This is a genomic window from Streptomyces sp. NPDC003034 (assembly GCF_053591375.1).
On record NZ_JBSFTS010000001.1, the window covers coordinates 413,095 to 434,112 of the forward strand.

The window sequence follows — 21,018 nt, forward strand, 5'->3', positions numbered from 1 at the left end:
CGGCGCCCGCGTAGGTCCTGACACAGCCGTCCGGCCCGAGGAGGTGGCCAAACCCGGCCCCCTCCTCGGTGGTGTCAGAGGTTGTGGACCGAGGCGATGGAGAAAGTCGTGGGGGTGCCCGTGCTCGGGGTCATGGGGCCGCCCTTGTCGAACTGGGAGCGGACCACCAAGGTGCGGCCCCGCGTGTGGGTGAGGGTCGTGGGGATCTGGAGGGACGGGTCCGTGACCGTGCTGATCAGGCGGGCGTGGGTGGCGTCCGCCGTGAGGCGCCAGCGGGTCAGGGTGTTGGTGACGTTGTGCGCCACGCGAAGGGTGCCGTCGGGGGACAGGTCGAGGCCGTCGGCCGCCTTCAGGTCGGCGCCGTTGAGGGCGACGCGGTGGATGGCTCCGGTGGCGAGGTCCACGCGGTAGAGGTCTCCCGTCGGCATGTCGACCGTGAGGAGGTAGCGGCCGGCCGGGTCGGAGACGATCCCGTTCAGGGAGAAGTCCCCGGCCGGCCGGGGGCGCAGGGCCGGGGTGATGTCGTAGGCCTCGGTCAGCGTGCCGCCACCGGCGGCGAGTTGGGCCGGTGTCGCCCGGTAGATCACGCCGCGGATGCTGTCCGTCAGGTACGCGGTGCCGTCCGGGGTGAGGGTGAGGTCGTTGACGAAGCGGGGGCCGCTGCCCGCCACCGCGAAGTGGGCCAGGCGGCCGCCGGTCGCGGTGTCGTACACCGAGACGCCGACGGTGGAGTCCGTCACCCACAGGCGGCCCAGGGCGTCGACGCGCAGGCCGTTCGCCGTCCGCCGGCCGTCCGTGCCGGAGGGCAGGAACACCTCGGCCGTGCGCCGGCCGGGGCGGGCCCGGTAGACGGTGCCGTCCGCGTACGAGCCGACGTAGACCGTGTGCGTACGGGCGTCCGTGGCGATGCCCTCCGGATAGACCTTCGGGCCCGGGATGGTGAAGGCCGTGGATATGCGGGGGCCCGGCGGGTGCGCCGGGGCGGCGCCCAGGGTGAGGGTCGCGGCGACGAGGCCGGCGGCCACCAGCAGGCTCGTCTTCTTCTGCTTCTTCATCGTCTGCTTCCTCGACTTCTTCAGTGGACTGGTCAGCGCATCGGTCATCGATCGCACCTTGGATGACCTCTACTCCATGGATGGGGGCGAATTTATGTTAGAGCCCTAATGAATGCAAGGGTCGTAGGATGCGCTCATGACCTCCATGGCCCCCGAGGAGCGCATCGGCTCTCACGTCAAGCGCGCCGAGCAGGCGCTCCTCGCGGCGAAGAACCACGCGCTCAAGCCGGCCGCAGTAACGGTTCCGCAGTACGCCGCGCTCCTCTGGCTCGCCGAGAAGCCCGGGATCTCCGCCGCCGCGCTCGCGCGGCTGTGCGGGGTGACGCCGCCGACCATGAACACCGTGCTGAAGAACCTCCAGGAGCGCGGCCTCATCGAGAGGACCGCGCACGAGTGGCACCGCAACGTGCTGGAGACCCGGCTCACGGAGGAAGGGCGCTCGGTGATGGAGCTGGCGGATTGCGGTGCGGTGCGCGTGGAGCGGGCGCTGGCCGCCGCGTTCACGGCGGAGGAGCGGGCCCTCCTCATCCAGCTGCTCGGGCGGTGCGCGCAGGTGCTCGACGCGCAGCGGTGAAGCATGCGGCGAAGCGTGTCGCGTTGCGTGTGGCGTATGGCGTGTGGCGTGTGGCGAAGCATGCCGTGGGGCATGCGGCGTGGTGCGTGCGCCACGCCTCGATCCGGTTCTTGGCGGTCCTCTCCTCGCGGTCCCCTGCGTTTGCCTGAGGTTCCCGTCATGTTTTTGCTCGGATTTGGAACTGTGCGGAGGATTCGCACATCAGGACTAGGGGATGCCAAACTGTTCTGCCCTTGGGCAGTCATGACCGTTCGGAGCTAAGTTCGTGCACGAGTACCCGCAGCGCCCGCGGCCTGATGACGGTCCGTCGTACCAGGGGCGCTACGAGCAGCAGCACCCCCAGGACCCGGCGTACCCGCAGGACCCGCCGTACCAGTCGTACGAGCAGAGCCGCCAGCACCAGCAGAACCACCAGCGCCACCAGTACGCAGGTGACCCGCAGCGCCAGCAGGACCAGCAGTACGCGCACCACGCGCCGTACGACGACGAGCCCCCGGCGCCCAGGCGCTCCCGCCGCGCGATGTGGATCAGCGTGGTGGTCGTCCTCGCGCTGCTCCTCGGCGGAGGTGGCTTCGCCGCCTGGAAGCTCGACTGGCTCTCCGGCAACGGCGAGGCCGTGAACTTCGGCAAGGACACCCCGAACGCCACCGCCGACCAGAAGGCGCCGAGCGACGCTCCGGCCAAGCCCACCGGTGATCCGGACGTGCTCATGCCGACCGGTCCCAAGGCGGCCTTCAAGCAGACCACCAAGCTCGACGACGGCACGATCATCGCCAAGACCCGACTCGCGGGCGCGAAGTCGGGCTTCGAGGGCGACGTGTGGGTGTGGGCGCCCAAGGAGTACGACGACCCGAAGTACGCCAAGAGCGGCTTCCCGGTGCTGATCGCGCTCCCCGGCGGCAACGGCTTCCCGGCCAACTACTGGTCCGACCGCAGCCTGGGCCTCCAGAAGGCCATCAGCGAAGGCGTCCAGGCGGGTACCAGCCTGCCCTTCATCGTGATCATGCCGGTGCTGAACCCGGACAACAAGTACTACTACGACGGCTCCGACATCCCCGGCCAGGCCAAGATGGGAACCTGGATCGCCGAGGACGTCCCGGCCTTCACCAAGGCCAACTTCCGTACGTACAAGTCCCGTGACGGCTGGGCCTTCATGGGCTCCTCCTCCGGCGCCTTCGTCGGCATGAAGACCGTGCTGCAGCATCCGGACAAGTTCAAGGCCGTCATCGCCAGCGGCGGCGAGATCGTCCCCGACTCCCCGCTCTGGAAGGGCCACCAGGCGGAGATGGACGCGAACAACCCCGAGAAGCTCGCGAAGAAGCTGATCGACGCGAAGGGCCCCGAGGTCTACATCAACTTCCAGATCGGTACGAAGGAGGGCGGGAAGGAGCGGATGACGAAGTTCCAGGAGCAGTACGGCAAGGGACCCGTCAAGACGACCATCCGCGACATCCAGAACGGCGAGCACAACGGCTGGCACTACGTCCGGGGCATGAAGGAAGGCTCCCTGGAGTGGATCAGCAAGGTGCTCAAGGCCCCGAAGCCCGAAGCCGGCTGACCACCGGCCGCTGCCGCTGCTGCCCCGCCGCCCGCGCGCCGCGCGTCACGCGGCCCGGGTCACGCGTCACGCGTCACGCGCCGCGTGACACGCCTCACGCGGCGCTCGCCACGTCGCTGTCGTCACAGGCAACCCATCCCGTCGTTCATGCCTCTGTAAAGGGTGAAGGGGGACCGATCGGTCCGACCCGCGCTCCCTGGCGAGCGCCGGAGAAGGAACGGGACAAATCCGTGCAGCATGACCAGCAAGGCGACGGCAGCCCCACGACCGAGGGCGGCCGTCGCCCCAAGCGCCTGCGCCTGCTTCTGATCAGCGGCGGCCTCGCGCTCACCCTCGCCGCCGGGGGCGGCGCGGCGGCGTACCAGTACGGCCTCTTCTCGGACATAGGGGATCCCGTGTCCTTCGAGAAGGTCCAGGAGAAGGCCGCTGCCGTCTCCGATGAGCCCTTGGGCGGCATGCGCATGCCCACCGGTCCCAGGGCCGATTTCATCCGCACCACCCGGATGGCGGACGGCACCCAGATCGCCAAGACCACGCTCACCGGAAAGAAGTCCGGTTTCACGGGCGACGTGTGGGTGTGGGTGCCGAAGGAGTACGACGACCCGCGGTACGCCAAGAGCGGTTTCCCGGTCCTGATCTCCTTGCCCGGCGGCCGCGGCTACCCCAAGAACTACTGGGGGACGGGCCCCGGCCTCGGCCTCCAGCAGGCCGTCTCCGACGGCGTGAAGGCCGGTACGAGCCTGCCCTTCATCCTCGTCATGCCGGTGATCAACGCCGACACCAAGCACCACTTCGACGGCTCGGACATCCCCGGCCAGGCCAAGATGGGCACCTGGATGGCCGATGACGTCCCGGATTTCACGAAAGCCAATTTCCGGACCTTCACCTCCCGTGACGGCTGGGCCTTCATGGGCTCCTCCTCGGGCGGTTTCGGCGCCTTCAAGCACGTCCTGAAGCATCCCGACCGTTTCAAGGCGGCCATCGCCAGCGGGGTCGACATCGTCCCCGATTCCCCTCTGTGGAAGGGAAACACGCAGGCCATGGACGAGAACAACCCCGAGAAGCTCGCCGAGAAGCTGATCAAGGCGGGCGGCCCGGACGTCTACGTCAACTTCCAGATCGGCACCGCCGAGACCGGCCGCGAGAAGGCCGAGAAGTTCATGAAGGATTACGGGAGGGGTCCCGTGCACACCCGGCTGCAGGTGATCCAGGATGGTGAGCACAACGGCAAGTCCTACGTGCGCGGCATGAGGGAGGGCTCCCTGGAGTGGATCAGCAAGGTGATGCAGGCACCGACACCCGGGCCCGCCGTGCGATGAGCACGGTGGCGAAGGGCGCGTCGGCGACCGCGGCGGCCGGGATCGCGGCGGTGTGCGCCGTCACGCTCTTCCAGGCATCGGCCGACAGTACGGTGCACCCCTTCCCCACCGTGGGCGTGCTCATGGCCAACGGCGAGCACTGGTGCACGGCGAGCGTCGTCGACAGCCCCCGGGGCAACGTCGTGGCGACCGCCGCGCACTGCGTGGCCCCGGCCGGCGAGGACGGGGAGCCCGGGGAGCTCGCCCATGACGGGCTGGCCATCGGCGAGCTGGCCTTCGTACCCGCCTTCTCCGGCGAGGGCGGCGGCACGCAGCCGCTCGGCCTGTGGAAGGTCCGCTCGATCCACGTGGATGATCGTTGGACGAAATGGGGTGAGGACACCGCCGACTTCGCCTTCCTCACCGTCGAGCCGGACGCCGAGGGGCGCAGCCTCCAGCAGGTGGTCGGCGGGCGGGGCGAGGCCCCCGAGCCCGACTGGACCTCGGGGTACGAACGGGACGTGACGGTCGTCGGCTATCCGGAGTCCGAGCACAACCCGCAGAACAAGCCCGTCTCCTGCACCACGCAGACCCGCCACGACGAGGACGACCCCGACATGCTGTACATCAGCTGCGCGGGCTTCTGGACGGGTACGAGCGGCAGCCCGTGGGTCGCCGACCGGGGCGGGGCGGGACGCCCGGGGCAGCTGATCGGGGTGTTGAGCGGCGGAGACACGGACGTGGACTCCACGGCCGCGCTGTTCGACGAGCACGCGAAGGCGCTGTACGAACGGGCGGCCCAGGGCTGACCGGCCCCGCCCGTCTGCCTTAGGTCGAGCCCCACACCACGTAGACGAGGACGAGGGCGGTCCGGACCGCACCGGTGACCCCGCGCGGTGCGGTGGCCGTGGGCGCGCTCTCCACCCGGGCTGAGGTAGGCGTGGCCGGATCCTGAGATCGTTGGCTTTTCCGGGCTTCCGGGTATCTCAGCCCTTGAGCAGACCGAGCCCCCTCGGGCACCAAAACTTCACAACTCGCCCTGGCGCGGGCGCAGTCCGCACCCACGCGCGCCCCGCGGCGGCGCCGACGGGCGCGACGGCTCGTCGCCGGGCGAGCCGCCGGGCCGGCTGCGCGCGTATCACCGCGCCCCGGTCCTTGAGCGGTGAGCCTGCCTCAAGCGCCCCGGCGTGGCGTGAACCCGCTCCGCCCGGGGCGCGATCGGACTGTTTCCCTCCGCCGGCCCGCGGGAGAACGCCCCCGGCCGCGGCGGCGCGGACCCCGTACCGCCACAACCAGGCGGCTCCGGCGGCCGGTTCCGGCGCACCGGCCGCATCTGGCCGGATCTGGTGGGAACCGGTGCCCGTCCGGGTGCCACGGGCCGCCGCGGACGGGGGCAGCGCCAGGTCGCCGTGCGGGTGTCCGCAGGCGAGCCGTTCTCGGATCACGCGCAGCCGGGCAGTGCACGGGTCATGTGCGCAACGCCTTTGCCCCATCATGGCTTTGGTGTGGCGCGGATGTTACGCCTGCGCCGTCCTCTTGTGGGAAGCGGCAGGGGTGGGTCAACCTTTCGGAGGCGACGACCGGTCAGGCGCAAAACGTCATGGCGCTTGTTGTCATGACCATGCCCGAACGGTTCCGCCTCACCCCCCGCAGCGCACCACTTATGAGGAGGACCCCTCACATGTCCGTGATGCGTCACACCCGCCGGAGAATCGCCGGCATCAGCGCGACCGCCGTCGTGGCCCTCGCGCTCGGCGCGGCCGCCGCCCTACCCGCCTCGGCAGCCGACCACGGAGCACTGGGCGTCATCGAGAACGCAGGCGCTGCCGGATCCGTCTCCGGCAGTTACATCGTCACCCTGCACGACTCCGCCGCCCGTTCCACCGATGCCAGCGGCAAGGCCGTCGCCGCGCGGTACGGAGCGAAGATCGACCGCACCTACAGCGCCGCCCTCAACGGCTACTCCATCGAGGTCTCCGAGGCGCAGGCCCGCAAGCTCGCCGCCGACCCGGCGGTCAAGTCGGTCGTGCAGAACCGGACCTTCACCGTCGACGCCACCCAGCCCAACCCGCCGTCCTGGGGCCTGGACCGCATCGACCAGCGCGCACTGCCGCTGAACCAGAGCTACACGTACCCGGACACGGCCGGCCAGGGCGTCACCGCGTACGTCATCGACACCGGTGTCCGCATCACGCACCAGGACTTCGGCGGCCGCGCCTCCTACGGCTACGACGCCATCGACAACGACAACACGGCCCAGGACGGCCACGGCCACGGCACCCACGTCGCCGGCACCGTCGCGGGCGGCGCGTACGGCGTGGCCAAGAAGGCCAAGATCGTCGGCGTCCGCGTGCTCAACAACCAGGGATCCGGTACGACGGCCCAGGTCGTCGCCGGTATCGACTGGGTGACCCGCAACGCGGTCAAGCCGGCCGTGGCGAACATGTCGCTCGGCGGCGGAGCGGACTCCGCGCTCGACACCGCCGTACGCAACTCCATAGCCTCCGGCATCACGTACGCCGTCGCCGCGGGCAACGAGTCCACCGACGCCTCCACGAAGTCCCCGGCGCGCGTGGCCGAGGCCATCACCGTCGGCGCGACCACCAGTGGCGACGCGAAGGCCAGCTACTCCAACTACGGCAGCATCCTCGACATCTTCGCGCCGGGCTCCTCCATCACCTCCGCGTGGGCCACCGGGGACACCGCCACCAACAGCATCTCCGGTACCTCGATGGCCTCGCCGCACGTCGCGGGCGCGGCCGCCGTCTACCTCGCGCAGAACCCGGGCAGCACCCCCGCCCAGGTCTCGGCCGGCCTGGTCAGCGCCTCGACCCCGAACGTGGTGACCAGCCCCGGCAGCGGCTCCCCGAACCGCCTGCTCCACATCGGCGGCGGGACCCCGCCGAACCCGGGCACGCGCTTCGAGAACCTGACCGACTACGCCGTCAACGACAACTCGACCGTCGAGTCGCCGGTCACCGTCAGCGGCATCTCCGGCAACGCCCCGGCCGCGCTGAGCGTGCCGGTCGACATCAAGCACACCTACATCGGTGACCTCAAGGTCGACCTCGTCGCCCCCGACGGCACCGTGTACGTCCTGCACAACCGCAGCGGTGGCAGTGCGGACAACATCATCAAGACCTTCACGGTCGACGCCTCCTCCGAGGTCGCCAACGGAGTGTGGAAGCTCCGGGTGAACGACAACGCGAGCATCGACACGGGGAAGATCGACTCCTGGGCGCTCCAGTTCTGAGGGGTCAGAACCGAGGCACTGATCCAAGGCAATGAACCAAGGGCACCGCGCGGGGCTTTGAGTACGGGACGGCACGAGGACCCGCGTACGGCGCGATGAACACGCAGAACGAGCAGCACAGGCAGAACCGGCAGGGGCGACCGTCGAGACGGTCGCCCCTGCTGCGTACCATTCGCGCATTCGTTCGTGCGTTGGTTCGCGCGACCGTCCGCGCCCTTTGTCGCCACGTCCTTCGATGGAGCACCCCGCCTCGTGAGCATTCCGCCGCCGAGCCCTTCCTCCGGGCCGGGCCACCACTGGCCCCCGCCGTCCCCGCTGCCCGTGTGGGGCCCGCCCGTCCAGCCGCGGGAACCGGCGCTCAACGGCTTCGCGTTGGCCTCCCTGCTCGTCGGGCTGCTGTGCCTGCCACCGCTGGGGATCGTCTTCGGCGTCGTGGCCCTCGTACAGATCGCCAAGAAGCGGGAACGGGGCAGGGCGCTGGCGATCGTGGGCCTGGCGGTGTCGGTGGCGGCGACGGCGGTGCTGGCCCTGACCGCCCAGCGGGTCGTGGACGTGGTCGGCAATCGCCTCGACGCGGCACGCCAGTTCACCGGTGTCGAGGGCGAGCTGGTCGACACCGACGACTTGCACGTCGGCGACTGCTTCAACGTCCCGGGCGGCGACCTGATGGACGGCCGGCCCCCCATGTACAAGGTGGACTGCGAGCGCGCGCACCACGGCGAGGTCACCTCGGCGGGCGTGTTCGACCCGACGGCCGCCCCCGGTTCGGAGCAGGCCGAGAGCGCTGCCGCGGACGTGTGCTGGAAGGCCCAGGACGCCTACGCGATGGACACCTGGGCCGTGCCCGTGGAGGCGGAGATGTACTTCTACGCGCCCACGCGCGAGTCCCGGCGCCAGGGGGACCGGTTGCTGCTGTGTGTGATCGGCACGACGGTCGAGGAGCAGCGGGGCAGTCTGCGCCGGGACGAGCGCACGCTGAAGCCCGAACAGGTGACCTTCCTGCGGGCGGCGAACGCCCTGGAGTTCCTCATCAGCCGGTCCCCCGAGGCCGAGGTGGAGGACGCGCTGACCGAACACCGGGCGTGGGCGCGGGAGGTGCACGCTGCGCTGGGTGAAGAGGCGAAGGTGCTGCGGGCGCACCAGGCGCGCCCGGGCATGGAGAAGGCCGTCGCGGCGCGGCTGAAGGAGATCGAGGCGGCCCGCCCGGCGTGGCAGGCCGCCTCGCAGGCCAGGTCGGCACCGGAGTTCGACAAGCAGTGGGACCGGGCCGGGGGCGCGATGAGGCTGGAGACGGAGAAGGCGCTGCGCGGAGCGTACGGGCTGGCGACGACGGTTCCGGAGTGGCGGGAGGACTTCGAGGGCGTCCACGAGGGGGGTTCGGGGCGGGGGCCGTCGTCCGAGTCGGTGTGACGGGCGGGGGCAACGCCTGGTAACCCCCGTAAGGGGTTTGAGTGACCTGGCTTCATCACTTCGGGTGAAACCTTGGCCTTTGCTTGCGATGTACAACGTTCGGTTGCCAGGGTGTAGCTGTCTGTCAACCTGATGGGAGTGGCCAGTGACTTTCGGTGAGCAGCCGGCCTATCTGCGCGTGGCCGGGGATCTGCGACGAAAGATCGTCGATGGTTCTCTGCCCCCGCATGCCCGGCTCCCCTCGCAGGCCCGTATCCGCGAGGAGTACGGGGTCTCCGACACCGTGGCGCTGGAGGCGCGCAAGGTCCTCATGGCGGAGGGACTGGTCGAGGGCCGGTCCGGGTCCGGTACGTATGTACGGGAACAGCCGGTGCCGCGGCGCGTCGCGCGCTCCGGCTACCGCACGGGCGGCACCTCGACGCCCTTCCGGCAGGAGCAGGCTGATTCGGGGGCCCGCGGCACGTGGGAGTCGAACAGCGAGCAGGCAGCCGCGCCGGCCGAGATCGCGAAGCGGCTCGGCATCGAGGTGGGCGAGCGGGTGATGCGGACGCGGTACGTCTTTCGCGACGCGGGGGAGGCGATGATGCTGTCGACCTCCTGGGAGCCGCTGGCCGTGACCGGCCGGACCCCAGTGATGCTGCCGGAGGAGGGCCCGCTGCGCGGTTGCGGAGTGGTGGACCGGATGGCGGCGATCGATGTGGTCGTGGACAACGTGGTCGAGGAGGTCGGCGCCCGGCCGGGCCTCGCGGAGGAGATCCTCCTCCTCGGCGGCGTCCCCGGACACGTGGTCCTGGTGATCGGCCGCACGTACTTCGCCTCGGGCCGCGCGGTGGAGACGGCCGATGTGGTGGTCCCGGCGGACCGCTACCGCCTGACGTACCACCTCCCGGTGAGGTAGCCCGCCCCTGCCCCTGCCCCGCCCGGCCGCGTCCGGGCTGAAGGGACGTCAGGAAGCCGCCGCTTCGGGGCGGACGTGACGTGCTCACTCGGACCGGGAGGTCGGGAAGGGCCCGGTGGCTGGGTGTTGACCGCTCCCCCAAGCCCCGGCCCTCAGCGGCAGATGCCGCACGCCGTGCCCGCCACCGGCCGCCATGGGTGGTCAGTGGCGCCGGGCGGCTTGAGGGCGGCGGCCTCCGCCCTGGCGACCCGGCGGGTTTCGGCGCGATCGTGATCGACTCCGCCGCCCCGGACCTCGTGCCCCCCGGCCGGGTCCGCCCGGTGGGCGGAAGCTTTCTCCACCGCCGTCCCGCGCCGCCGGCTTTCGCCCCGCGCCCCCCTCTGTCATCTGCCTGACCAGCGAGGATGCGGGACCGGGCGCCGGCGTACGCCCCGACCGGTCAGGGCGTCGCGGCCCATGACGGCATCGCCGCGCACGTCTGTTCCGTCTGCGAGACGGCGTGCGGACCGCCCCGCATCACTCACCTTCGGCCTGCGGTCGCGGCGGCCGGTTCGCGATCCAGGTCCCCCCGCCCGCCTGCGAGAACGCCCGCCGCGCTACCGCGGCGGCCTCCGCCGTGGTCCGGCCCGGCGCGATGTGGGCGCCCCGCGAACCGGCGCGCACGGCTCGGGCGTACCCATGGCCGGATGCGTACGCCCGCAAAGTACCTCTTCGTGAAAAACCGTATCCGCTCAGTAAAGGTCGGGCGTAAGCTCCGGCATATGCGCGATGCGGTTTCCCGGGCAGGTACGTCGGCGGAGGGTGAAACGCGATGAACGACAGCGGTGCCCCGCTCCCGTGGCTGGTCATACGTCAGGACGACAACGGCAACCGCTACCGCGTGGGTCGCTACCCCACGCGGACCGAGGCCCAGAAAGTCGTCGACAGTCTCGAAGGCAAAGGACACAAGCAGCTCTACTGGGTCGAGCGGATCGGTCACACCGCCACGATGAACTGAGTGATCCCCGTGTGGCATAGGCTCCGCCCATGACGGTACGAGTGGTCGTGGGCGGAGCCCTCTGTCATCAGGGGCGCCTCTTGGCCGCCCGCCGCAGCGCGCCGCCGGAGCTGGCCGGACGCTGGGAGCTGCCCGGCGGAAAGGCCGAGCCGGGTGAGTCCGTCCCCGACGCGCTGGTGCGCGAACTGCGCGAGGAACTCGGCGTGGAGGCCGAGCCGCTGGAGCGGATCCCGGGGGAGTGGCCGCTGAAGCCCGGCCTCGTCCTGCACGTGTGGACCGCCCGCCTGGTCTCCGGAGTGCCCGCGCCGCTGGAGGACCACGACGAGCTGCGCTGGCTCGGTCCGGAGGAGCTGGAGTCGGTGGACTGGCTGGACCAGGACCGGCCGGCGGTCGCCGAAGCCGGACGCCGACTGCGCGGATGAACGCCCCCGGGCGCGGACGACCGTACGGGCGATGCGCCGGTGCGGCGGCGGGGTCCGGAGGCGTACGCGCGGGCGGGCGCGCGGGCGGTGCCGTCGCACGGGCGGTGGCACGGGGGCGCGTGGCACTCGCACCCTAGGCCGTCCGCGCCACAATGCGCTGGTGCCGGGGGATCGGGTGGTACGACGCCTTAAATATCGGGTATGTCGCTATTAATCCCTATCTCGTCCCCCTCTCGTCCCAGACGAACCGGACTGGGGTCACTGCTGGCCCGGGAAGTGATCGGCGTGATCGACACAGACGGTGAATGTGCCGAGTGGGCCTTTCCCGCCGAGCCCGGCGCCGTCCGCACCGCACGCCAGGTCGTGCGCGGCACCCTTCACGCCTGGGGCCTCGACTCCGTAGGGGATGTGACCGTCCTGCTGGTCAGCGAGCTCGTCACCAACTCACTGCGGTACGCGTCCGGTCCCATCGGCGTCCGCCTGGAGTGGCGGAAACCCGCCTCCTGGAACGGGTCGGAGGGCGCGGCGCTGATCGTGGAAGTATCCGATCCGCTTCCGGATCCGCCCCGCGAACGGATCGCGCAACCGGACGACGAGGGCGGGCGCGGGCTGCATCTCGTCGCCGTCTCGGCGCAGCGCTGGGGGACACGTCACAGGAAATCGGGCAAGACCGTGTGGTTCGAGTTGGCTCTTCCTGGTGAGTAACAAGGTGAAGGGTGTCGGGGGGCGGTTCTCCCGGACGCGGTCCGAGAGGGACCACACAACGTGGCTCGAAACCAATGAGACCTTGCTGTGATCGTGTACGCCGTGCCGTCCGGGGCCGTGGTGCTGAATACTTCGGTCATGGCCGGTCCGGTTGCGGTGAGCTGGAGGGGACCGTCGCGTGAGCGAGATACCTGCGCAGGGACATCAGGCCCGGGTGCCGGGGGAGACATGGCGTGATTCCCTGTGGCACAGCAGCCCGCCCGGCTCGATATACGACTACATCAAGGTCGCTTCGTTCTCGATCGGGCCCGACGGGCTGATCGACCAGTGGAGCCTGCGCGCCGAGGAGCTGTTCGGCCTGACGGCGGCCCAGGCGGTGGGCCGCGACCCGGTCGATGCCTTCATGCCGGCGGAGCTGCGCGCGGACGGGCACCGCCGGGTCGCCGAGATCCTCGACGGCAAGGAGTGGACGGGCCTGATCCCCTTCCGCGTCCCGGGCGGGAACGGCGCGCACGGTGTGGCCGAGGTCTATGTGATGCCCACTCAGACCGAAACCGCCGAACGGGCCGCCCTGTGCGTGGTGGTCGACGTACGCGCGCTGCGCCGGATCGAATCGGATCTCGCGGCTTCGCAAGCCATATTCGGCCAATCCCCCTTCGGCTTCCTGCTCTTCGGCACGGACCTCACCGTGCAGCGCGCCAACCGCCGCTTCGCGGCCGTCTTCGGGGGAGCCGTCGAGGAGCACCGGGGCCGCACCGTGCACGACTACCTGCCCGCCCACGAGGCCGACCGGATGGCCGATGCCCTGCGGCAGGTGCTCGACACCGGGGACTCCGTCACCGACCTCCGCATCACCGGCGCCACCCCGCGCAGCCGCGAGGACCGCCACTGGTCCATCAACCTCTACCGCGTCCACGGCGGCACCGGCCGCCCGATCGGCGTCGCCGGCATCGGCACCGACGTCACCCGCCGCCACCTCGCCGCCCGCGAGGCCGCCGGCGTCCGGCGCAATCTCGCCCTGCTCAACGAGGCCGGGCACCGCATCGGGAACTCCCTCGACCTGGAGACCACGGCCCGGCAACTCCTCGACGTCACCGTCCCCGGCTTCTGCGACCTGGCCGCCGTCGACCTCTACCAGGGGCTCCTGCTCGGCGATGACGACCGGCCCGCCCGGCCGCAAGGACCCGGGATGCCCTCGCTGCCGCCCGCGCCCGGCGCCGGTCGCGGACCGTCCGCGCCGCTGCGCAGGGTCGCCTTCGCCTCGGCCGTGTCCGACGCCCCGCTGTCGGGACCGGGCGCGCTGGTCTCCGTAGGGGAGATCCACCGCTTCCCGGGGGCGTCGCCCGGCGCGCTGGCGCTGCGGACGGCGCGGCCGCGGCTGATCGAGGGCCAAGGTACGGAGGATCTCGTGCAGTCCACCCTCGTCGTGCCGATGGTCGCCCACGACACGGTCGTCGGACTCGCGCAGTTCTCCCGCACGAAGGGCAGCGAACCCTTCGGCGAACGGGACCGGGCGGTCGCGGTGGAGCTCGCCGCGCGGGCCGCCGTATGCATAGACAACGCACGGCTCTACCGGCGCGAGCACGAGCGGGCGCTGATCCTGCAGCGCAGTCTGCTGCCGCCCGGCGACCCGGAGGCGGCGGGCCTGGACATCGCCTGCCGTTACCTGCCGGGGAACGCGGCGACGGAGGTCGGCGGGGACTGGTTCGACGTCATCGAGCTGCCGGGGCACCGCACGGCCCTGGTCGTCGGCGATGTCATGGGGCGGGGGCTGCGGGCCGCCGTCGCGATGGGCGAGCTGAGGACGGCGGTGCGGACCCTGGCGCTGCTGGACCTCGAACCGGCGGAGGTGCTGACCGCCCTGGACGAGGTCGCCCGGGGCCTCGGCGCGCCCGGTGGGTCCCAGCAGGCCTCCCGGGCGGCCCTGCACTCGCGCGACGCGGACCGCTCCGAGGTGTACTTGGCCACCTGCGTGTACGCGGTCTACGACCCGGTGACGCGGCGCTGCACGATCGCCAACGCGGGCCACATGCCGCCCGTGCTCGTGCCCCCGGCATCGAACGACGAGCCGGGCCGGGACGGCGGCGCTCCGAGGCCCGCGCTGATGCTGGAAGTGCCGCCCGGACTGCCGCTGGGCGTGGGCGGCGAGCCCTTCGAGGAGGTCGAGGTGGAACTGCCGGAGGGCGCGCTGCTCGCGCTCTACACGGACGGGCTCGTGGAGTCGCGGGACCACCCGCTGGAGGAGGGGCTGCGCGGACTGCGCGAGGCGCTGGTCGATCCCGTCCGCCCGCTGGAGGAGGTCTGCGACCACGTACTCAACACGCTGGACACGCGGCACGGCGAGGACGACATCGCGCTGTTGATGGCCCGGGTACAGGGGCTGCCGCAGGACGCGGTGGGGGACTGGCAGCTGCCGCGCGAGGCCCGGTCGGTGGGACGGGCCCGGGAACTGGCGCGGGCGAAGCTGCCCGCGTGGGGCCTGGAGGGACTGCTGGACACCACCGAGCTGCTGGTGAGCGAGCTGGTGACCAACGCCCTGCGGTACGGGGACGGGGAGATCCGGCTGCGGTTCCTGCTGGACCGCACCCTGGTGTGCGAGGTGTGGGACGCGAACCTGGTCCAGCCGCGGCGGCGCCGGGCGCGTGACACCGACGAGGGCGGGCGGGGGCTCCAGCTGGTGGGGCTGCTGTCGGCGGGCTGGGGGACGCGGCGGACCCACCGGGGGAAGACGGTGTGGTTCGAGCTGCCGCTCCCGGGCGAAGAGGCGCCCTCGGGACCGTCGGAGGAGCAGCTGCTGGGCATGTACGGCTCCTAGGTCCTGTCGGGGCGGTCTTCGTGGATCAGGCCGCGTTGTCTGGTGCGGTGCATCGCAAGGCGGAGGGGCGCAGCTCGTACGTGGTCGTACTCGCGCGCTCCGACATCGCAGGGAGGCGCCGTGCCAGGCAGCGCGGGCCCGCGGAGATCGCCCGGACAGGCCTAGGTCTGGCCTGGGGCCGGGGCCCGGCGGTGTCCGGCGCGCGTGCACGTGCCCTGGCTCCGGGCGCGCAGCTTGCCCGGGGCCAGGCCGGGCCCCCGCCCCCCGCAGGGTTACGCGGCGCGGCCCTGCTTGAGTGCGGCCAGGCGGGCTTCGATCTCCGAGGCCCTGCCGAGGTCGTCCAGGGACTCGAACTGCGCGTCCAGCGACGACGCGGCCAGTTCCCGCTTGCCCATCGCCATCGCCTCCTCGCGCCGGATCTTCTCCTCGAAGCGGCGCAGCTCGCTCGTCGGGTCCATGACGTCGATGTTCTTCACCGCGTCCATCATCGTGTTCTGCGCCTGCGCGGTCCTGGCGCGGGCCACCAGTTCGTCGCGCTTCGCCTGGAGCTCCGTCAGCTTGTTCTTCATCGACTCCAGGCCCGACTTCAGCCGGTCGACCACCTCCGTCTGGGCGGCGATCGTCGGCTCCACCGTCTTCGCCTCCTTCTCCGACTGCAACTGGCGGCCCAGGGCCACCTTCGCGAGGTGGTCGAACTTGTCCGCGTCCGCCGTCGAACCCTCCGCGCGCAGCTCGTCGGCCTTCCTGCTGGCGGCGAGAGCCTTGCCGCCCCACTCGGAGGCCGCCTCCACATCCTCCCGGTGGTCCGCCTCCAGCATCCTGAGGTTGCCGATGGTCGTGGCGACGGCCTGCTCCGCCTCCGAGATGTTGTTCGTGTAGTCGCGGATCAGCTGGTCCAGCATCCTCTGCGGGTCCTCCGCCTGGTCCAGCAGCGCGTTGATGTTGGCCTTCGCGAGCTGGGTGACGCGGCCGAGGACGGTCTGCTTGCTCATGGTCACTCTCTCCTGGTGGGGGATGGACGGTGACGGGCCGGTCGCAGGCGGCGGTCCGGGTCTGCGGGGTTCGGAGGGAGGCGCCGTTCAGAAGCGGCCGCCGCCGCCCATGCGGCCGCGGGTGCCACCGCCGCCGAAGGAGCCGGGTCCGCGGCCCCCGCCGAAGCCGCCGCCCCCGAAGCCGCCCCCGAAGCCACCCCCCAAGCCACCGCCGAAGCCGCCGCGCCGGCCGCCGCCCAGCAGCTCGCCGAGGATGATCCCGCCGAGCACCGCGCCGCCCGTGCCGCCGCCCCGGCTCCCGACACCGCCGTACGGGTCCCCGTACGCCCCCACGTCCTCCTCCGCGAGCCGCTGCGCCTCGCGGGCCAGCGCGTCCGCCCGCTGCGCGGCCGCCAGCGCGCCCGCCGGATCCGAGCCCGCCAGCGCCACCGCCCGCTCCACGTGCCGCCCCGCCTCCGCCAGGCGGGTACGGGCCTGCGCGCCGACCGCGCCCCGGCTGGTGGTGATGAAGTCCGCCGCCGCGCCGATCGCGCTGCGGGCCGCGAGCAGCGCCGGATCGAGCAGGGCCGCCGCCCGCTGCCGGCCGCTCTCCCGCTCCCGCGCCCCGGCCAGCGCCTCGTCCAGGGCCGCGTCCGCCTCCTCGACCCGGCGCAGGGCGTCGATCGGGTCGTACCGGTCGGCCGCCATCTCCTGCCGCACGTCGGCCAGTACGGACTGCGCCCGGCCGATCCGCCCGCGCAGGTCCGCCGTCGAAACCCCTTCCGGGACCCCGCTCAGCAGGCCGCGCGCGTCCGCGAGATCCGTTTCGGTCTCCTTGAGGGCTCCCGGCAGCTTCAGGGCCGCGGCGGCCAGCTCCTGAGCCCGCCGCTCGACCGCGTCGACCAGGGTCGCCGCCTGGTCCACCGCCCCCTCGGCGGCCCGTACGTGCACGGCCGCCCGGCCGCGGTCGCCGCCGTCGAGCGCCGCCCGCGCCTCGCCGAGGCTGGTCGTCGCGAAGAGCAGCCGGTCCTTGGCCCGTTCCGGGCCGGACGCCACGGGCGCGGAGGCGGAGTCCGCGTACCGCCGGCCCAGCGCGGCCAGCGTCGCCTCCGCGGTGGCGGTACGGCCGGTGAGCGCCCGGAAGCGGGTCTCCACCGCGGCCAGCGCCTCGGGGGCGTTCTTCTCCAGGTCCCGCAGCCGGTCGAAGTCCGCCGCTTCGGCGTCGAGCCGCCGGTTCGCCTGGTGGCAGCGGGCGACGATCTCGTCCAGCATGCGGCGCCGGGTCGCCTCGTCCTCCGGGTAGGCGTCGTCCAGCTGCTGGCGCAGCCGGAAGGCCTGCGTCAGCTCGTCCTTGGCGCGTTCCACGGCCCCGGTGAAGGACGCGACGGCGGCTTCGCCGAACTGTGCGGTGGCGAAGCCGAGGTCCTCGGTGCTGGTGCGGATGGCGTCGTCGGTCTCCACCAGCAGCGACTTGGCCTCGGCGTCCAGCGCGGGCAGGGGGAGCCGCGCCGCCGTCTGCTCACCCCACCCCTGCTCGGTCCTCGTACCGCGCCCGCTGCCGCCCCCGCGCCTGCGGCGGGCGTACGCGTACGCCCCCAGCGCTCCGGCCGCGCCGACGACGACCACCGGGAGCACGAAGTCGCCGGCCCCGGTTCCGCCGCTGCCGCCGCCCGGATCCGCCTCCCCGGGGGTGATGGCGGGCACCGGTACGGGCGACCCGCCGAGCACCGCGCGGTAGCCGTCGGCCGCGCCGATCGCGGCGCCCGCCCAGTCGTTCTGCTTCAGGGCCGGTTCGATGGCCGTACGGGCGACGGCGGCGAGCTGTTCCCCGGTGAACCCGGACTCGGCATCGGCCGAATAGGCGTACTGGCGGGCACGGGTGGCGACGGCCAGCAGGACGTCGTCCCGGCCGAGGCCGTTGCGCTGCGCGGTGGCGTCGGCCCAGCTCTGGGCGGAGCGCCCGGAGAAGTCGTGCACGTACGCGACGAAGAGCTGGATCTTCCGGTCGGCGTACAGCCTGTCGAGCGCGGCGGTGACGGCGGCCCTCCGGTCGCCGACGGCACCGACGCGGTCGGTGATCTGCCCCTGCTGCGACAGGGTGACGGGGTCCTCGGCGCGTGCGGGCAGCCCTGCGGCCACGCCCCAGCCGCCGAGCGCGAGCAGCGCGGCGGCCAGGGCGAGAGCGGCCCGTACGGATGTCCCGGCGGCTTCGGGTGTCTTCGTCCTGCTTTTCGGGGCCATCACATTTGGGAGGGTATGGGCGGTTCATCACCCCCGCACCCGGAACTGATCCCGTGCGCGGCCCCGGCAGGGTTCGAAAGATCCCGCCTTACGAACCGGGGCGGCGGCGGATCTTGTTCCCCAGCCACACGAGCGGGTCGTACTTGCGGTCCACCGCCCGCTCCTTCAGCGGGATCAGGGCATTGTCGGTGATCTTGATGCCCTCGGGGCAGACCTCCGTACAGCACTTCGTGATGTTGCAGTAGCCGAGCCCGTGCTCCTCCTGCGCGGAGCGCTTGCGGTCCAGGCCCGCCGCCGCGGCGGCGTCCAGGGGGTGCATGTCCAGCTCCGCCAGCCGCATCAGGAAGCGCGGACCGGCGAAGACGCCCTTGTTCTCCTCGTGGTCGCGCACCACATGACAGGTGTCCTGGCACAGGAAGCACTCGATGCACTTGCGGAACTCCTGCGGGCGCTCCACATCCACCTGCTGCATCCGGTACTCGCCCGGAGCGAGCCCCTCCGGCGGCACGAAGGCCGGCACCTCCCGTGCCTTGCGGTAATTGAAGGACACGTCCGTCACCAGGTCACGGACGACCGGAAAGGCGCGCAGCGGGGTGACCGTGATGGTCTCCTCCCGGGAGAAGACCGACATCCGCGTCATGCACATCAGCCGGGGCCTGCCGTTGACCTCCGCGCTGCACGAGCCGCACTTGCCCGCCTTGCAGTTCCAGCGCACCGCGAGGTCCGGGACCTGGGTGGCCTGGAGGCGGTGGACGATGTCCAGGATCACCTCGCCGTCGTTCACCTCGACGGTGAAGTCCCGCAGCTCGCCGCCCTCCGCGTCGCCCCGCCAGATCCGGAACGCGGCATCGTAGGTAGTCACTCGTAGAGCTCCTCTTCGGCGAGGTACTTGACCAGCTCTTCCTTCTCGAACAGCGCGAGCAGGTCGGGGCGGATGGGATCGGTACGGGTCCGCTGGAGGACGATCCGGTCGGCCGCCGGATCCGTCGGGGCCGGGTCCACCGGCCGGCACAGCAGGTTCACCCGGCGCCAGTCGCGCTCCATCCCCGGGCAGTCCTCACGGGTGTGCCCGCCCCGGCTCTCCGTGCGCTCCAGGGCCGCGCGGGCCACGCACTCGCTGACCAGCAGCATGTTGCGCAGGTCCAGCGCCAGGTGCCAGCCGGGGTTGAACTGCCGGTGCCCCTCGACGCCCGCCCGGGCGGCGCGCTCCCGCAGCGCGGCCAGCCGCTCCAGCGCCTGCGCCATCTCGCCCGCCCGCCGGATGATGCCGACCAGGTCGTTCATCGTCGTCTGGAGTTCCTGGTGCAGCGTGTACGGGTTCTCCGCGCCCTCGGTGGCGTGGAAGGGGGCCAGCGCCTCCGCGGCCGCCTCGTCCACCAGTGGCTGCGGGACGCCCGGGCGCCGGCCTTCGAGCGAGGCCGTGTACCGGGCCGCGTGCAGTCCCGCCCGCCGGCCGAAGACCAGCAGGTCGGAGAGGGAGTTCCCGCCCAGCCGGTTCGAGCCGTGCATCCCGCCCGCGACCTCGCCCGCGGCGAAGAGGCCCGGCACGCCCACCGCGGCAGCCGTGTCCGAGTCGACCGCGATGCCGCCCATCACGTAGTGGCAGGTCGGGCCGACCTCCATGGCCTCGGCGGTGATGTCCACGTCCGCCAGCTCCTTGAACTGGTGGTACATCGAGGGCAGCCGCCGCTTGATCTTCTCCGCCGGCATCCGGGTGGACACGTCCAGGAAGACCCCGCCGTGCGGGGAGCCGCGGCCCGCCTTGACCTCGGAGTTGATGGCCCGCGCCACCTCGTCGCGGGGCAGCAGTTCGGGCGGGCGCCGGTTGTGGTCCGGGTCCTCGTACCAGCGGTCGCCCTCCTCCTCGGACTCGGCGTACTTGTCCTTGAAGACGTCCGGGACGTAGTCGAACATGAACCGCTTGCCCTCGCTGTTGCGCAGCACCCCGCCGTCGCCGCGCACCGACTCGGTGACGAGGATGCCCTTCACCGAGGGCGGCCAGACCATGCCGGTCGGGTGGAACTGCACGAACTCCATGTTCAGCAGGGGGGCGCCCGCCAGCAGCGCCAGCGCGTGGCCGTCGCCCGTGTACTCCCAGGAGTTCGAGGTGGTCTTGAAGGACTTGCCGATGCCGCCCGTGGCCAGCACCACGGCCGGCGCCTCCAGGACGAAGAAACGGCCCGATTCGCGCTCGTAGCAGAAGGCGCCCGAGACGCGCCCGCCGCCGGCGCCATCGCCGCCGGGGCCGCCGTCGCCGGTGCCTCCGTCGCCTGGGCCGTCCTCCTTCAGGACCCGGGTGACCGTGCATTCCTGAAAGACCTTGAGCCGGGCCTCGTAGTCCCCGAACTCCTTGAAGTCCTCCTGCTGGAGGGCGACGATCTTCTGCTGGAGGGTGCGGATCAGCTCCAGGCCCGTGCGGTCCCCCACGTGCGCGAGGCGCGGGTACTCGTGGCCGCCGAAATTGCGCTGGGAGATCCTCCCGTCCGGCGTGCGGTCGAACAGCGCGCCCCAGGTCTCCAGCTCCCAGACCCGGTCCGGAGCCTCCTTCGCGTGGAGCTCCGCCATCCGCCACTGGTTGAGGAACTTTCCGCCGCGCATCGTGTCGCGGAAGTGCACCTGCCAGTTGTCGCCCTCGTTGACATTGCCCATGGAGGCCGCGATCCCGCCCTCCGCCATCACCGTGTGGGCCTTGCCGAAGAGCGACTTGCAGATCACGGCCGTACGGGCGCCCCGCTCGCGGGCCTCGATCGCGGCCCGCAGCCCCGCGCCGCCCGCCCCGACCACGACCACGTCCCACTGCTGCCGGTCGACTTGAGCCATG

The 21,018-nt window shown here is 71.8% G+C and carries 16 protein-coding genes; 11 read left to right on the forward strand and 5 right to left on the reverse strand.

From position 1 onward, the window contains the following. Window positions 1-74: 74 nt before the first annotated feature. Window positions 75-1,103: an SMP-30/gluconolactonase/LRE family protein gene (locus ACWDX7_RS02045; RefSeq protein WP_451490308.1), complete on the reverse strand. Its 1,029-nt coding sequence runs from the start codon at window positions 1,101-1,103 to the stop codon at window positions 75-77. A gap of 88 nt (window positions 1,104-1,191) precedes the next feature. Between ACWDX7_RS02045 and ACWDX7_RS02050 the strand changes: the two genes are divergently transcribed. The 11 genes from ACWDX7_RS02050 to ACWDX7_RS02100 all read left to right on the forward strand — a co-directional run bounded on the left by ACWDX7_RS02050 (window position 1,192) and on the right by ACWDX7_RS02100 (window position 14,985). After that, window positions 1,192-1,629, forward strand: a complete 438-nt coding sequence (locus tag ACWDX7_RS02050) for a MarR family winged helix-turn-helix transcriptional regulator (RefSeq protein WP_451490309.1) — start codon at window positions 1,192-1,194, stop codon at window positions 1,627-1,629. 265 nt (window positions 1,630-1,894) lie between these two features. Then, window positions 1,895-3,187 (forward strand): alpha/beta hydrolase, encoded by a 1,293-nt coding sequence (locus ACWDX7_RS02055; RefSeq protein ID WP_451490310.1) that lies wholly within the window; start codon window positions 1,895-1,897, stop codon window positions 3,185-3,187. A gap of 230 nt (window positions 3,188-3,417) precedes the next feature. After that, the gene (locus ACWDX7_RS02060; protein WP_451490311.1) at window positions 3,418-4,506 is read left to right on the forward strand and encodes an alpha/beta hydrolase; all 1,089 of its coding nucleotides are present in this window, start codon (window positions 3,418-3,420) and stop codon (window positions 4,504-4,506) included. Then, window positions 4,503-5,294: a trypsin-like serine peptidase gene (locus ACWDX7_RS02065; RefSeq protein WP_451490312.1), complete on the forward strand. Its 792-nt coding sequence runs from the start codon at window positions 4,503-4,505 to the stop codon at window positions 5,292-5,294. Before ACWDX7_RS02060 ends, ACWDX7_RS02065 begins: the two co-directional genes overlap by 4 nt. Window positions 5,295-6,166: 872 nt before the next feature. Next, the gene (locus ACWDX7_RS02070) at window positions 6,167-7,738 is read left to right on the forward strand and encodes a S8 family peptidase (protein ID WP_451490313.1); all 1,572 of its coding nucleotides are present in this window, start codon (window positions 6,167-6,169) and stop codon (window positions 7,736-7,738) included. 252 nt (window positions 7,739-7,990) lie between these two features. Continuing rightward, complete coding sequence (locus tag ACWDX7_RS02075; protein WP_451490314.1) at window positions 7,991-9,148, forward strand: DUF4190 domain-containing protein; 1,158 nt, start codon at window positions 7,991-7,993, stop codon at window positions 9,146-9,148. A 145-nt stretch (window positions 9,149-9,293) separates the two neighbouring features. Next, window positions 9,294-10,046, forward strand: a complete 753-nt coding sequence (locus ACWDX7_RS02080) for a GntR family transcriptional regulator (protein WP_451490315.1) — start codon at window positions 9,294-9,296, stop codon at window positions 10,044-10,046. Between the two features lie 811 nt (window positions 10,047-10,857). After that, window positions 10,858-11,043 carry an SPOR domain-containing protein gene (locus tag ACWDX7_RS02085; protein ID WP_451490316.1) on the forward strand — a complete coding sequence of 62 codons (186 nt, stop codon included), beginning with the start codon at window positions 10,858-10,860 and terminating at the stop codon, window positions 11,041-11,043. 29 nt (window positions 11,044-11,072) lie between these two features. Beyond that, complete coding sequence (locus ACWDX7_RS02090) at window positions 11,073-11,465, forward strand: (deoxy)nucleoside triphosphate pyrophosphohydrolase (protein WP_451490317.1); 393 nt, start codon at window positions 11,073-11,075, stop codon at window positions 11,463-11,465. A gap of 276 nt (window positions 11,466-11,741) precedes the next feature. Then, the gene (locus tag ACWDX7_RS02095; protein WP_451490318.1) at window positions 11,742-12,170 is read left to right on the forward strand and encodes an ATP-binding protein; all 429 of its coding nucleotides are present in this window, start codon (window positions 11,742-11,744) and stop codon (window positions 12,168-12,170) included. A 178-nt stretch (window positions 12,171-12,348) separates the two neighbouring features. Continuing rightward, window positions 12,349-14,985, forward strand: a complete 2,637-nt coding sequence (locus ACWDX7_RS02100) for a SpoIIE family protein phosphatase (RefSeq protein WP_451490319.1) — start codon at window positions 12,349-12,351, stop codon at window positions 14,983-14,985. Between the two features lie 272 nt (window positions 14,986-15,257). Here ACWDX7_RS02100 and ACWDX7_RS02105 read toward each other — a convergent pair whose 3' ends face one another. From ACWDX7_RS02105 to ACWDX7_RS02120, 4 genes are all read right to left on the reverse strand, one after another. Beyond that, window positions 15,258-15,977 carry a PspA/IM30 family protein gene (locus ACWDX7_RS02105; protein ID WP_451490320.1) on the reverse strand — a complete coding sequence of 240 codons (720 nt, stop codon included), beginning with the start codon at window positions 15,975-15,977 and terminating at the stop codon, window positions 15,258-15,260. Window positions 15,978-16,064: 87 nt separating this feature from the next. Beyond that, entirely contained in the window at window positions 16,065-18,197 is a 2,133-nt protein-coding gene (locus tag ACWDX7_RS02110; RefSeq protein ID WP_451490399.1) for a TPM domain-containing protein, read from the reverse strand. A gap of 88 nt (window positions 18,198-18,285) precedes the next feature. Further along, a complete protein-coding gene (locus tag ACWDX7_RS02115; RefSeq protein ID WP_451490321.1) occupies window positions 18,286-19,059 on the reverse strand; it encodes a succinate dehydrogenase/fumarate reductase iron-sulfur subunit in 774 nt (257 codons plus the stop codon). Further along, complete coding sequence (locus ACWDX7_RS02120; RefSeq protein WP_451490322.1) at window positions 19,056-21,017, reverse strand: fumarate reductase/succinate dehydrogenase flavoprotein subunit; 1,962 nt, start codon at window positions 21,015-21,017, stop codon at window positions 19,056-19,058. The genes ACWDX7_RS02115 and ACWDX7_RS02120 overlap by 4 nt, the downstream gene beginning before the upstream one ends. Window position 21,018: the final 1 nt, after the last annotated feature.

Coding starts and splice junctions, on each gene's coding strand:
- ACWDX7_RS02090 (WP_451490317.1), top strand. CDS start 11,073: ATGACGGTACGAGTGGTCGTGGGCGGAGCCCTCTGTCATCAGGGGCGC.
- ACWDX7_RS02105 (WP_451490320.1), bottom strand. CDS start 15,977: ATGAGCAAGCAGACCGTCCTCGGCCGCGTCACCCAGCTCGCGAAGGCC.
- ACWDX7_RS02050 (WP_451490309.1), top strand. CDS start 1,192: ATGACCTCCATGGCCCCCGAGGAGCGCATCGGCTCTCACGTCAAGCGC.
- ACWDX7_RS02045 (WP_451490308.1), bottom strand. CDS start 1,103: ATGACCGATGCGCTGACCAGTCCACTGAAGAAGTCGAGGAAGCAGACG.
- ACWDX7_RS02120 (WP_451490322.1), bottom strand. CDS start 21,017: ATGGCTCAAGTCGACCGGCAGCAGTGGGACGTGGTCGTGGTCGGGGCG.
- ACWDX7_RS02065 (WP_451490312.1), top strand. CDS start 4,503: ATGAGCACGGTGGCGAAGGGCGCGTCGGCGACCGCGGCGGCCGGGATC.
- ACWDX7_RS02110 (WP_451490399.1), bottom strand. CDS start 18,197: ATGGCCCCGAAAAGCAGGACGAAGACACCCGAAGCCGCCGGGACATCC.
- ACWDX7_RS02070 (WP_451490313.1), top strand. CDS start 6,167: ATGTCCGTGATGCGTCACACCCGCCGGAGAATCGCCGGCATCAGCGCG.
- ACWDX7_RS02085 (WP_451490316.1), top strand. CDS start 10,858: ATGAACGACAGCGGTGCCCCGCTCCCGTGGCTGGTCATACGTCAGGAC.